The following is a 13,464-nucleotide window of genomic DNA, read 5'->3' as shown; positions in this document are numbered from 1 at the left end:
GGCGCCCGGCATGGTTGCTTGCGCGGATTGATCAGCGCTTAGTGTTCGCGGGTGGAATGGAACTCAATTTCCGGATAACGTTCTTCAGCCAGGGACAAATTGACGCGTGTCGGCGCCAGGTAAGTCAGGTGGCCACCGCCGTCAATCGCCAGATTTTCGCCCGCCTTGCGCTTGAGCTCTTCCAGCTTTTTCTCGTCCTCGGTTTCTACCCAGCGGGCAGTATTGACACTGACCGGCTCGTAGATCGCCTCCACCTTGTATTCGTCCTTGAGGCGGTAGGCCACCACCTCGAACTGCAGCACCCCAACCGCGCCGACAATAATGTCGTTGGAGTGGATCGGGAAAAACACCTGGGTGGAGCCCTCCTCAGACAGCTGCTGCAAGCCCTTCTGCAGCTGTTTGGTCTTTAGGGGGTCCTTAAGTCGGATTTTGCGGAACAGCTCTGGCGCGAAGTGAGGAATGCCGGTGAACTTCAGGCCCTCGCCTTCGGTGAAGGTATCGCCAATCTGAATGGTGCCGTGGTTGTGCAGACCGATAATATCGCCGGCCATCGCCTCTTCCACATGACTGCGGTCCCCCGCCAGGAAGGTCACAGCATCGGCGATTTTCACATCCTTGCCGATACGCACATGGCGCATCTTCATGCCTTTGGTGTATTTGCCCGAGCAGACGCGCATAAAGGCAATACGGTCGCGATGTTTGGGATCCATATTGGCTTGGATCTTAAACACAAAACCACTGAATTTCGCCTCTTCGGCCTCAACAGCGCGGGTGGCCGCCTGGCGCCCCAGAGGTGCCGGAGCCCATTCCACAAAGCCATCGAGCATTTCCCGGACGCCAAAATTGCCCAGGGCGGTACCGAAGAACACGGGAGTCATACGGCCTGCCAGGTACTCTTCCACATCAAATTCATGGGTGGCACCACGCACCAGCTCAATTTCCTCGCGAATATCATCGGCGTAGGCACCCATCAATTCACTGGCCTCATCGCTGTCGATGCCCTGGATACGCAGGTCATCGTTGATGGTGTGGCCCATGCCCTGCTGGAAGACATGAATGGTATCCGTGTAGAGGTTGTAAACCCCCTTAAACTCCTTACCCATGCCCAGGGGCCAGTTAATCGGAGCCGCAGAGATCTTGAGGACCTCTTCGATCTCGTCCATAACTTCAATCGGATCACGGATATCCCGGTCCATCTTGTTAACGAACGACAATATCGGCGTATCACGCAGGCGACACACTTCCATCAGCTTGATGGTTCGATCTTCCACACCCTTGGCGCCGTCAATCACCATCAGTACCGAATCCACGGCCGTCAGAGTGCGGTAGGTATCTTCGGAGAAGTCCTCGTGCCCCGGGGTATCGAGCAGATTGACGACGCGCTCGCGGTAGGGAAACTGCATCACCGAGGAGGTTACTGAGATGCCCCGCTCCTGCTCCATGGTCATCCAGTCGGATTTGGCGTGAGGGCCCTTTTTGCCCTTAACGGTACCCGCGTGTTGAATGGCATTCCCGAACAGCAGTAATTTTTCGGTAATGGTGGTCTTACCGGCATCGGGGTGGGAAATAATCGCAAACGTCCGGCGCTTGGCCAGATCAGACTCGGGAATACTCATAGGGCATCAAAAAACAGTGCGTCGAATAAGGGCTTCAAAGGGCGCGGATTATAGCGATAATCCCCCGGCCAGTCCCGGTATTTTAGCTTTGGATGCGTCTTTAACCCGAAGCCTGGGCAGGTTGCAAAGCGCTCTGGTGCAGCTGGCGCTTCAACCAGAAATATCCAATGACACCGGCAATGGCATTGGCCAAGGCAGTAGCCACAAACAGCCCGGTTAATCCCCACAGCGCCTGCGCCGCCAACGCCAGCGGCAGGTATAGGATCAGCACCCGCAACACGGAGATAGCCATCGCGGGAAACGGCTTGCCGAGACCGTTAAAACTGGCATTGATGGACATTACCAGCCCATAGAGCCCATAGCTGATGGGGGCGATTGCCAGGTAGGCAACCGCCACAGCGACCACCTCCGCGGAATCACTGAACCAGCGACTGACGGTGCCTCCGACCAGCCACAACAGCACCGCCATGGCCAGCCCAAACGCCAGACAGAAACGCAGGATCACTCTCAGTGCCTCTTGCTGGCGATGGCGATAGGGCTCCGCCATGTTTTGACCCAAGAAGGGCCCGACCACTCCGGACAACGAATAGAAGGCAATCAAAACCACGGGTTCAATCCGCATGGCCACGCCAAAGCCGGCCACCGCGTCCACCCCATGGCTGGCTACCAGGGCCACGGTGATGCCACTGGCAAAGGGGATAATCATATTGGTGCCCATAGCCGGCAGGCCGATATGCAAAACTCCCTGCCAGGAGCGTTTGAGACCCTCCCAGGCTTTGTGAGGCCCGCTCATCAGATTCAGGCGCCAGGCGACAAAGTAAAGGGACGCCACCGCCATGGCAAAGCGGGTAAGGACAGTGGCCCAGGCGGCCCCGGCGATTTCCATTCTGGGAATCGGGCCCCAACCGAAAATCAACAGCGGGTCCAGCACCGCGTTAAATATTGCCGCCGCCATCATCAGAATACCCGCCACACCGCTATTGCCGGTTGCCCGCATCATCGCCGACATCACCATCGGAACCAGCACGAATGGGGTATTGAGGTACCAGATATTCATGTAGTCCGCGATCAGCGGCAGCAGCTCGGGTTCCGCCCCCAGCAGCAGGAACAGGGGCTCCACCGTGAGCCAGCCGATCAGCATGACGATCACAGACAGCAGTGTTCCCAACAGCAGAGTATCACCCGCCATCTGCCGTGCCTCATCTGTCTGCCCCTGCCCCAGCAATCGGGCCATCACCGATGAAGTGCCGGCACCCAGGCCGATCGCCATGCTGGTCACCACCATCACCACGGGGAAGGTGAAACTCATTGCGGCCAGTTGATCGGCTCCGAGCTGAGCCACAAAAAAGGTGTCGACGGCGTTAAACGACATGGTGGCCAATAGCCCCCATACCATGGGAATCGACATTTTGTACAACTGACGCCCCACCGGGCCTTCGGTAAAGGAAACCGCTTGCTTCACAATCAATCCGCGCAGAAAACAGGAGGGCTATTAGAACACAGGATCAGGTGCACCGAAATCGCCGATCCCGGCAATTTCCCGGTCAATCTCATCGATCTCATCTATCACTGCGACAACGTGTCGCATGCCACCAGGCGACGCAACTGCCTATCATAGACCCCGATTGAATACCCAATATTGCCATAACCTGGAGCCCCTTATGTCACGCCGCTGTAACCGCCTCCGGCCTCATCCCCTGCCCGTCGCCATTGCCCTGGCCGGTGCCGTCTCCACCGCCCCGTTATGGGCGGGCGATTTGCCGGAGGTATCCGTCGAAGAGGCCCAGTGGCCGTTGTCGGTCAGCCACGCTGCAAAGGGTACTGATGTGGATGCTGCCGATTCTGCGGAGGCACTCAAGACCCTCCCCGGAGCCGCCGCCAACCGCAATGGCGGCCTCACAGCACTGGTCCAATATCGCGGCCTCAGCGGAGACCGCATCAACCTGAGTATCGACGGCGCCAGCGTGGTTACCGGTGGCCCCAACGCCATGGACAGCCCCCTGTCCTATATTCCGGCGAGCCTGCTGCAAAAGCTTGCCGTCAATCGCGGCCCAGCTTCCGTCAGTAAGGGTCAGGAGACCTACGGCGGGCATATCGAGGCCGGCAGCAGTCGGGGCGAATTCGGTGAAGGCAGCGATCTTGAGCTGAACGCCCGCCTGCACACCAACTACACCAGCCATAACGAAGGTTCCCACTCCAGTCTGCAGGTTACCGGCGCCAATCAGAACCATAAGCTGGGTATCAGCACCAGCTTCGATCATGCCGACAACAGTGAGTTTGGTGACGGCGACCTGAATGCCACCGCCTACGAACGTCGTCGCCATGATGTATTCTACGGTTATGCCCGCGGCGATACCCAGGCCAACTTCAGAGTCGGTAAGAACAATACCGCAGAAGCCGGCACCCCGGCGCTGCCGATGGACATCAGTGCCATCGACAGTGATCTGGCCAGCTTTAACGTGAGTACGCGTCTGGGCGATCTGAAGCTGCATTGGAGCAGCAGCTATTCCCACGTCTTTCACGCCATGGACAACTTCGGCCAAAGGCCGCAACCCATGATGGGTCCGAGGGAAACCCTGGCCAGCGGTCAACAGACCGCGCACCGCCTGCAACTGAGCCTGCCGCTGGAAAACGGTGAACTGCGGTTTGGTTTGGACCGCTCAGAGAGCCGCCACGATGCGGATGTCTACAACCCCATGATGGCCATGTTCAGAATCGAGAACTTTAATGACGCTGAGCGCAATATCGATGGCCTGTTTGCCGAGTGGCAACAGCAGTCGGGCCATTGGTCCTGGGAGCTAGGTGCGCGTATCAACCGGGTTGAAATGGACGCCGCTGAAGTCAGTGCGTTTATGGGTATGGGCCAGATGGGCATGATGAACATGACCATGATGACCAATATGGCCGGCATGCTGGCAACGGCATTCAATGGTGCCGATCGCAGCGAAACCTATAATAACCGCGACCTCGTATTCAAACTCGGCTACCGAATTGACCCCCAGCTCAGTTTAAACGCCAGCCTCTCCAGCAAACAGAGAGCGCCCTCGTATCAAGAGCGTTATCTGTGGTTACCGATGCAAGCGACCGGTGGCTTGGCTGACGGCCACACCTACATCGGCAATCTCGATCTCGACAGCGAAACCGCCGATGAAATCAACCTGGGTATCGACCTGCGAACGGACAGCGGCTACGCCTCCCTGCAGGTTTTTTATCGCGATGTCGAGGACTACATTCAGGGAACCCCCTACGCCGCCAGCGGCAATATGATGATCGACAATGCTGTCGGTATGTTTGCCAATATGATGGGGGGCGGTAATCCACCTCTGCAATACAACAATGTGGATGCAGAACTCTATGGTGGTGAACTTAGCTATGGTGTGAATATTTCTGATCAGTGGTCCGTATCGGGTCAACTGAGCTATGTGCGAGGAAAACGCGCGGATGTCAGTGACGACCTCTACCGCATCGCCCCTCTCAACCACCGCCTGTCTCTCAACTACCATCAGGACCAGTGGCGGGTGCAATTGATCAACGAACTCTATGGAGAGCAGGATAAAGTCTCCACCTATAACAGCGAAGCCGAAACCGGTGGCTATGGATTGGTGCACCTGCGATTACGCTACGACGTCAATGAGTCGCTGCAACTGCGCGCCGGCGTCGACAACCTTGCAGACAAAAGCTATCAGGATCACCTCGCCGGCTACAATCGCGTCATGGGCAACGAAGACGTGGCTGTCGGTGAGCGAATGTACGGCACGGGTCGCAGCGTCAATCTCGGCCTGACTTATCACTGGTAATAGGCACCGGAACACTGCCGAGAGTTGGCACTGGCGTAACAATACTGTTCTAATTGGGCTATGAGCAGCTTTTCACTGGCCACCTCGCCACCCCGGTCTAACCTGCACCGTCTGTTGATGGTGCGGGGGCTGTTTCTGTTGGTGGTGTGCGCCACCCTGGCATTTTGCTATTGGCAACTGGCCTTGCCGCTGGCCTATCACGCCATGCTCTGGGTGATCTCGGGGCTGACCCTGATCAACATCGCCACCTTGGTGCAGCTGCGTTTTTTCCCCAAGGTTTCCGAATACGCGTTCTTCACGCAACTGCTGATCGATATTATTGGTGTCAGCCTGCTGCTGTTTTTCGGTGGTGGCGCCGACAATCCGTTCGTATCCTACTATCTGGTTCCGCTCTGTATTGCTGCGGCGACGCTAAGCTGGCGCCTGACCTGGCCGTTGCTGATCGCCTCGCTGCTTCTATACACCAGCCTGTTTTTCTATCGTATTCCGCTGCCGGATATCGCACCCAGCCATCACCATGGCGGTCAGGCCATCAATGATGCCCTGAGTTTCCACACAGTGGGCATGTGGTTTAATTTCCTGCTCAGCGCATTGTTGATTACATTCTTTGTCATCAAGATGGCTGCCAGCCTGAGGCAAAGGGACGCCGATCTGGCGCAATTGCGGGAAGACCGATTGAGGGATGAACAGCTGCTGGCGGTAGCATCACTGGCAGCGGGAACAGCACATGAGCTGGGTACACCACTGACTACCATCAAAGCCCTGCTCAAAGAAATGGAAAGCGACTACCGAGAGGTTCCCGCCCTTTCGGAAGACTTGCAGCTGTTGCAAAATCAGGTTTCGCACTGCGCAGATAGTCTCAAACGTCTGACCGGTCGTGCGGCACAACTCAAGGATGGCATTTTACCGCTCGAAACGGCATTTGATTTTTGTCAGCAGGTGATTGATGAATGGTTATTGCTTCGCCCTGAAGTCGAGGCGAAGATTACCCTCGAAGAAACTACGCAGCAGTGCCGATCACACTTTCATCCAACCCTGTCGCAGTCACTGAGCAATCTGCTTAACAATGCCGCCGACGCCAATCCAAAGGGCATTGTTGTTCACGCACACTGCTCAAGCGAAAATCTGGTGTTTTCGATTCGGGACCATGGCCCGGGGATTGAACCGGACAGGTTAAAGGACTTGGGGCAAGCGTTTGTCAGCAACAAAGGCCAGGGGCGAGGATTGGGCTTATTCCTCACCCGCGCTGCACTGGATCGCCATGGTGGAAAACTGGACATGCAAAACCATCCGCAGGGAGGTGTGCAAACCACCCTGCACCTGCCCTTGAACAGTCCTAAGGAGACCTCATGAACCAGACCTTGTTGATTGTCGATGACGACCCGGCACTCACTCAGGTGCTGGCAAGAGCGTTCAGCCGCAGAGGTTATGAGGTGTTACAGGCACAGGATTCCGACACCGCGTTGCAACATTGCAAAACACATTCTATTGACCGTTGCGTATTGGACTTAAAGTTGGCACAAGAATCCGGCCTTGCCCTGATTCCAAAACTCAAACAGCATCAACCGCTGATGAACATAGTGATGTTAACCGGGTACTCCAGCATCAATACCGCCGTGGAAGCCATAAAACTGGGCGCCACCAACTATCTGTGTAAACCGGCGGATGCCGACGAGATTCTGCAGGCGTTTGACCGCCAGGAGGGCGATGTCGAAGCGGAAATCCAGTCGACGCCCCCCTCCGTCAACCGACTGGAATGGGAACACATTCAGCGTGTGTTGGCTGAAAACGACGGCAATATTTCCGCAACGGCCAGAGCGCTGGGCATGCATCGTCGGACACTGCAGCGAAAACTGCAAAAGCGGCCCGTCAAGCAATAGCCTGGATCACCCCTTCCGACTGCTGTCGAATGACAGCAAGGGGCTCGCGTGCATTGACGTCGAATTTATTTGCTGCGGATTCAATACCACCCATCAGATATTCGAGAATCTCACTGACGGGGCTGGGTTCAGTCAGGCCCTGCGGTAGAAACTCAGGTGGCTTGAGAATACCGCGGTCGATCATTTCACTGATGGTCGGCAAATAATCGAAACCCGTTTTACCCACAAACAGAGGCGCCAGACTCACCTGCCTTCTGAGTGCCAGCGCCTTACCCACACCCTTCAGGTAGAGATAATCCTTGGTGAATCCCCCGGCGCGATGCACCCGCGTTGACAATTGGAAAGCATCGTTATCACTTAACCCCTGTTCTTCACGCAGATAGGAAAAAGTGTGGCGAAAGTCTCCATGGTCTAGCATTTCGCGCACAGCCAGCACCCTCAATGCCAACACCTGCATGCGGCTGAGTAGCATGTTGCCCGATTGATACTCATTGAGAATCGCCAAACCTTCCTGAGTCATGGTATTACCTGGCAGCCCCAAAGAAAAAACCTTGAGCGGCTGGGAAATGGCATTCAACGTCGTTGCCATATGGACACCCAACTCATGATGCATCAATGCGGCGGCCTGGCGCTCTGACATCAGAGTACTTTTATTGATGTATACCGTTTTCTTGCGGTTTGAAACCATAGCCGCGGCCACCAGTTTGGATGACACCTCAATTCTGCATTGCATCTGCTGCATTTGCGCCTGGAGCTTGAAGCGTCGGCCTAGCTCTTCAGCATCAATCGAAGGCTCTTCTTCAGACTCGAATTGCCTTGCGTGCAGCAAAAAACGTGCATTGCGCTCGTCCACTACACTGGGTTCGCCATAGTACTTTAGAGAGCTATAGATAAATTCAGGCTGCCCCGCGTTTACCAGCAGATCGATCTTGGCGGCCAGGCCGTCAACCACATCTCTATACAGCTGCTGTATCCCCGGATCGCGAATCTCATCAACCGGCAAACGATAAAGCTGCTCCCGAAACTGATAGGGATCGATATCCAAAGGGCGGTAACGGAAGCACGGGATATAATTACCTCTCCTCGCCAGGAAACGCTTTCGCTCCTGCAATAAATTGGTTGGATTAATATATTGCAGTGTCTCCAAACCCTTGGCCAGCCGATAGAGCTTCTTATCCACTTTCAACAGAGCCGAATCCAATTGCGAGGATAAGATGTCCGACCGGCGGGTTTTCTTCTGTCGGGTAAATTGTCGAGCGAAGTAGGCCGCCGTATCTGAGTAGCTCTGCTTCAAACCCTGTTTCAGCTCACTCAACACTAATGGGTAAAGCGTTCCCGTTGATTCATCCATAAAAATCTTTTTGACTTCCATGGGAATCACCAGAGTATTCTCGAAGCGACTGTTAATATGAGAAATCATATAACCCCGGCCGTAGAAAACCTCGTCAACGGCCGCCCTGGTCGTTTGCTCCTGCACCCGAATTCGACTCAGGTTTTTTTGTAACCGGGACACGACTCCAGCCCAACGGTCCATATCAATTTGCTCCACCCCCAGGTTAAAGTCGGGAGTATCGCCGGGTATTCGCTGGAAATTGTAGGAATGCAGATCCAGGACCAGACAGGCGCCATAACGCTCTTCAATGACCTCGACCAGAACATCCAGGATTCTATAAAACGCACGATGTCGTTCGGTACTGAGGCGCCGCTCCTTTACGGGAAGCTTCTTGCCCCAGACGTCCTTTCCCCAGGCTTTCGAGTAAATACATCTGGCCAGAGGGCGATTGAGATCGTAGGCGTAGCGCGAATCATGACCCACAATTGTGATGGGCATGGACTGAATCAGTTCATCCGTGTGCGGGTCTTCCTCGTAGTAACGCTCTTGTTCGTTTAGGGCACAGTAAGTTTGCAACGAGGAACGAAAATTTCCGCCGGCATGTACGGCTGAACAAATGACTGGAGCGTACTCCTCAATTTTCAGGCTGAATGATCCATCCAGCAGCGTCGCCTCGAAGGGTTCTCCCGACCTCAGCCGCTCGACGATGCCCGCCTCAGATAATTTCAGCATCTTCAATCGCCTTGCGGAATGCATTCTTGCGCTCAGCCACCAGATTCTTTGCTGACACCACATTTTGAACAAAGTCGATGATCTGCGCTTGCAACTTGACGCGGTTGAGCCTGTTTATCCGGGTAATGCCTCCCGGGCTTAACACATTGACCTCAATGAGTTTTCCGTTGATGACATCCAGTCCGGCAAAATAGAGTCCATCACGCACAAGCTGTGGCCCTACGGCCCGGCATAATGCCTTCTCCTCGCGAGTGAGGATATGCTTTTTTTCCCGTCCTCCGGCATGTATGTTTGATCGCAACTCACCTTCTGCCGGCACCCGCCTCATGGCGCCAATCGGTTCACCATTGAGCATCAGGATGCGCACATCCCCCTCGTCGGCACCGTCGACATAGTCTTGCAGGATAACGTAGTTAGAACTGTTTTCCGCTCCGATGTAGAAATCCAGCAGAGACCGGAAATTCTGACGCGCATTTTTCTCGACCACAATGACGCCCTGGCCACCAAAGCCATTCAAAGGCTTCAAGATCATTTTTTCACGGGGCGAATCAAGCAACACCTGCTCAAGGTATTCGCGGCTTTTGGAAACATGGGTGGACGGCACATAACGACTGGCATCGCCAGTAAAGGAAGCCGGATATAGCTTGTTGTTGGCGACCCGCAGCCCATCCAGACTGTTCATGATAAAGGTGTCGTTGCGCACCGAATCAAGAAAATTCAGTGCCACAGTATCCAGAGGCGGATTGGTGCGCAGGATAATGGCATCAAAACCGGCCAACGGTAGCTTGCACCTTTTGAACTCAGCCCGCTGGTAAAAGGAGCCTACATTCGAGGACACTTTGGGTGTTTTCTTCAAAACGTTGCAAAATGCATGAGCGACACTGTCGCGAACGGTCAAGTTGTTGGGCGTCGTAATCGCAACCGTCAGCCCGCGGGAAGCCGCCTCGTGAATCAGCCTAAGGGTGGAATCACCGTCCGGCTCGACACGTTCCCAGGGGTACATCAAAAAACACAGCTTCATAACAGCACCCTCCGGAAACAGTTTTGAAACATTGATAAGATAATTTTATACAGGAGCTGGGCCTGGTACGGGCCCGTCTGGGCTCAGAGCTCGTCCAGGTCCAGGGCGTCGTTGTAGCCTGAGGACGCATCGGCCTGGCTGGCCGAAGAGGTGACCACGATACCGGTTTTGCTCACTTCCCTGAGATAGCGATCCCAGGCTTTTTCATGAGCGCTGTCGGGCTCCTGCTCGCCTTGGCAAAATTGTAGGAAAGACTTCTCTTCAGGGGTAATTGGGGTGCGCTCGCCGCTAGCCAGTGCCTCGTAGGCGTAGCCATGCCGCTCCAATAACTCGACCTGCTGGCGCGTAAATTGTCCACTTTTGGCAAGTCCGTAGGGGAAGTGCTCGGTACCCCAATATATGCGGCCCTGCTGGTCAAAGCTGTTGTTATCTGCACTCATCGCGGATGACACCAATGGCTGAATACCCAATTTCGGCGATTATCATCAGGGCCGACTTGCCTGTAAAATGACATTTTTTTCTGGTTTCGATCAAAATATTTTATCGTCATGAATACCGAGCTCTTAAGAACCTTCCTGGAGGTGTCACGCACCCGCCATTTTGGCCAGGCGGCAGAGAACCTGTTTCTGACCCAGTCCGCGGTCAGTTTCAGAATCAAGCAACTGGAAGATACCGTTGGCGTCCCTCTACTGACCCGCGAACGCAACAATATCCGGCTGACCCCGTCCGGGGAGCGCCTGCTGCCCCATGCCGAGAACATTCTCGCATCCTGGCAGGTTGCCATTCAGGACGTGGCCGTATCGGAGCAGCACCAGACACAACTGGCGCTGGGCGGAACCTCCAATCTTTGGGACACCTTTCTGCAAGCACTGCTGCCGGAGCTGGCCAACGATATTCCAGGGCTCTACCTGCGCACGGAAATCTCTTCGCCACAACAGTTAACCCGGGCCCTGTTAGCCGGTCGATTGGATTTGATGGTTCTCCTGGACCCTCCCCAGCTGGCAGAGGTATCGAGCGCTCGTATTGGTAGAATTGAATTGGTGCTGGTCAGCAGTGGAGCCCACACCCAGCTCGAAGATATCGCCAAGATCGGGCACGTGTTCGTGGACTGGGGCACGGCTTTTAATCTGCAGCAGGCAAAACTGCTGCCACAGGCAGTCGTACCGGTTCTGCACACGGCACAAAGCCAGATCGCTCTGGAGTTTTTGTTATCCCGCGGCGGCGTGGCGTTCCTGCCAAAAGCAATGGTACAACCTTACCTTGAAGAGGCGCGACTGCACCAGGTGGGAGATATGGAAAGCATCAGTCGAGACGTACACGCCTGCTACAGCAGCTCATCGCTGCACTCGGAAAGTCTGCTGGAGGTGGTAGAACTGCTCAAAGCGGCTGAACTTAAACCCACCGATCCTCGAACCGACTGGGATAACTATTAACCATGCGCGCTAAGACTTTTTCGCCAAACGATAGCCACTTCCGGCAACCAACAGCGTCATCAGCGGGCTAATCAAACAGAAAAACGCAAACGGAGCATAGGCCAGAGTGGCGACACCCAGCACCGAAGCATGATAAGCACCGCAGGTATTCCAGGGCACCAGAACCGACGTCACTGTACCCGTATCCTCCAGTGTTCTGCTGAGATTCTGCGGCTGCAATCCCCGCTCCTTGAAACTGTCCGCAAACATGCGGCCGGGAACCACAATCGACAAATACTGATCGGACGTGGTGGCGTTACTGAACAAACAGGTACCCGCCGTAGTCCCGACCAGACCCACCACAGACTTGGCTCGGCTCATCAGGGCTTGTGTAATGCGTTGCAAGAATCCCGAAGCTTCCATGGCCCCGCCAAACATCATCGCGGAAATAATCAACCAAATGGTTCCCAACATGCCGCTGATCCCACCCGCCGTTAGCAAATCGTCCAGCATGGGATGGCCCGTTACCACGGCAATATCACCAAAGCACGCCTGCATCAGACCTTTGTAAATAGCGAACTCCCCACCGCCGCCAATCTTACTCACCAGTTCGGGTTGAAACACCAGGGCAAACAGACCACCCAACAATGATCCGCCAAAAATTGCCGGCAAGGCGGGCACCCGCTTCATAATCATCACCACGACCGCGAGAGGCACCAGTAATAACCAGGGGGTGATATTGATACTGTTTTGCAGTACTTGTGCGATTTCTTCAGTGGAACCACCACCGGTTGCACCTCCTGCTCCCAGCACTGCGAATATGATTAACGCGATGGTAATAGACGGAAAAGTGGTGACCATCATGTAGCGGATGTGAGTAAACAGCTCGGTGCCCGTAGTCGCGGCTGCCAGATTTGTGGTGTCGGACAGAGGCGACATCTTGTCACCAAAATACGCACCGGAGATAACCGCACCGGCGATAAGCCCCGGGGAGATACCCATCACCTGTCCAATGCCCATCAAGGCAATACCAATGGTTGCCGATGTGGTCCAGGAACTGCCGGTAAACAGCGCGACGATGGCACTGATAATGACTGACGAGGCAAGAAACCAGCTGGCATCGAGGATATGGAGTCCGTAGTAAATCATGGTCGGGATAATGCCGGACAACAACCAGGTTCCCGACAGGGCGCCGACCATCAGCAAAATCAACATGGCGGGAATGGCAATATTCAGGCTATGACTGATGCCTTCCTGGATGCGCTGCCAGGAGATGCCCTGGAGACCGGCCAGTGCCGCGGTAATGGCACAGCTCAACATCAGAATCACCTGGTTGGAGCCGCTGATGGCATCGTCACCAAAGATATAAACATTCAGGCTCAGAAGGCACACCATTAACAACAACGGCAGGCTGGCGACCCACAGAGAGATGGAGGTGTCGGGTTGTGCCATGAAATCGGCGGATTCGGCTGAATTGCTGCTCACTGAGCTCTCCTGGATTATCGTTATCGTCCCATGCTTTTGATATAGACGTACAAGTTCGCCTCAACCGCAAGCATCGCTGTCCAGGAAGACAATTACAAGGAGCTGTTGTAGTACCAGGTCAAGTGGTGGCGCAGGAAGAAGGGTAACGCAGCCGGCTCGGTGAACAACGCCGGCTGCCAATAACAACC

General features: G+C 55.0%; 10 protein-coding genes. 4 read left to right on the top strand and 6 right to left on the bottom strand.

Going from position 1 to position 13,464, the window contains the following annotated elements; translation table 11 throughout:
* Positions 1-38: 38 nt before the first annotated feature.
* Positions 39-1,616 carry a peptide chain release factor 3 gene (locus HBA55_RS19975; protein WP_166995079.1) on the bottom strand — a complete coding sequence of 526 codons (1,578 nt, stop codon included), beginning with the start codon at positions 1,614-1,616 and terminating at the stop codon, positions 39-41.
* A 100-nt stretch (positions 1,617-1,716) separates the two neighbouring features.
* Positions 1,717-3,078 (bottom strand): MATE family efflux transporter, encoded by a 1,362-nt coding sequence (locus tag HBA55_RS19970; protein WP_338109429.1) that lies wholly within the window; start codon positions 3,076-3,078, stop codon positions 1,717-1,719.
* Positions 3,079-3,277: 199 nt separating this feature from the next.
* Here HBA55_RS19970 and HBA55_RS19965 point away from each other — a divergent pair, with 199 nt between their 5' ends.
* From HBA55_RS19965 to HBA55_RS19955, 3 genes are read left to right on the top strand one after another with little or no spacing between them, the layout of a single operon-like run.
* Positions 3,278-5,413 (top strand): TonB-dependent receptor, encoded by a 2,136-nt coding sequence (locus HBA55_RS19965; RefSeq protein WP_166995077.1) that lies wholly within the window; start codon positions 3,278-3,280, stop codon positions 5,411-5,413.
* A 60-nt stretch (positions 5,414-5,473) separates the two neighbouring features.
* On the top strand, positions 5,474-6,766 hold the full coding sequence (locus HBA55_RS19960; RefSeq protein ID WP_166995075.1) for an ATP-binding protein: 1,293 nt from the start codon (positions 5,474-5,476) through the stop codon (positions 6,764-6,766).
* The gene (locus HBA55_RS19955; protein WP_166995073.1) at positions 6,763-7,293 is read left to right on the top strand and encodes a response regulator transcription factor; all 531 of its coding nucleotides are present in this window, start codon (positions 6,763-6,765) and stop codon (positions 7,291-7,293) included. The genes HBA55_RS19960 and HBA55_RS19955 overlap by 4 nt, the downstream gene beginning before the upstream one ends.
* On the opposite strand, the gene HBA55_RS19950 is transcribed toward HBA55_RS19955, so the two are convergent.
* From HBA55_RS19950 to HBA55_RS19940, 3 genes are all read right to left on the bottom strand, one after another.
* Entirely contained in the window at positions 7,283-9,358 is a 2,076-nt protein-coding gene (locus HBA55_RS19950) for a flavohemoglobin expression-modulating QEGLA motif protein (RefSeq protein WP_166995071.1), read from the bottom strand. The genes HBA55_RS19955 and HBA55_RS19950 overlap by 11 nt on opposite strands.
* Entirely contained in the window at positions 9,342-10,379 is a 1,038-nt protein-coding gene (gene gshB, locus HBA55_RS19945; protein ID WP_166995069.1) for a glutathione synthase, read from the bottom strand. The genes HBA55_RS19950 and gshB overlap by 17 nt, the downstream gene beginning before the upstream one ends.
* Positions 10,380-10,462: 83 nt before the next feature.
* On the bottom strand, positions 10,463-10,819 hold the full coding sequence (locus tag HBA55_RS19940) for a MaoP family protein (protein ID WP_166995067.1): 357 nt from the start codon (positions 10,817-10,819) through the stop codon (positions 10,463-10,465).
* Between the two features lie 108 nt (positions 10,820-10,927).
* Between HBA55_RS19940 and hdfR the strand changes: the two genes are divergently transcribed.
* Positions 10,928-11,812, top strand: a complete 885-nt coding sequence (gene hdfR / locus HBA55_RS19935) for an HTH-type transcriptional regulator HdfR (RefSeq protein ID WP_166995065.1) — start codon at positions 10,928-10,930, stop codon at positions 11,810-11,812.
* Between the two features lie 9 nt (positions 11,813-11,821).
* Here hdfR and HBA55_RS19930 read toward each other — a convergent pair whose 3' ends face one another.
* Complete coding sequence (locus HBA55_RS19930; protein ID WP_338109428.1) at positions 11,822-13,276, bottom strand: Na+/H+ antiporter NhaC family protein; 1,455 nt, start codon at positions 13,274-13,276, stop codon at positions 11,822-11,824.
* Positions 13,277-13,464: the final 188 nt, after the last annotated feature.

The organism is Pseudomaricurvus alkylphenolicus (genome assembly GCF_011683955.1).
GTDB lineage: Bacteria > Pseudomonadota > Gammaproteobacteria > Pseudomonadales > Cellvibrionaceae > Pseudomaricurvus > Pseudomaricurvus alkylphenolicus.
Note: the sequence above shows the minus strand (reverse complement) of the source record. Positions and strands in the feature narration are given on the sequence as shown.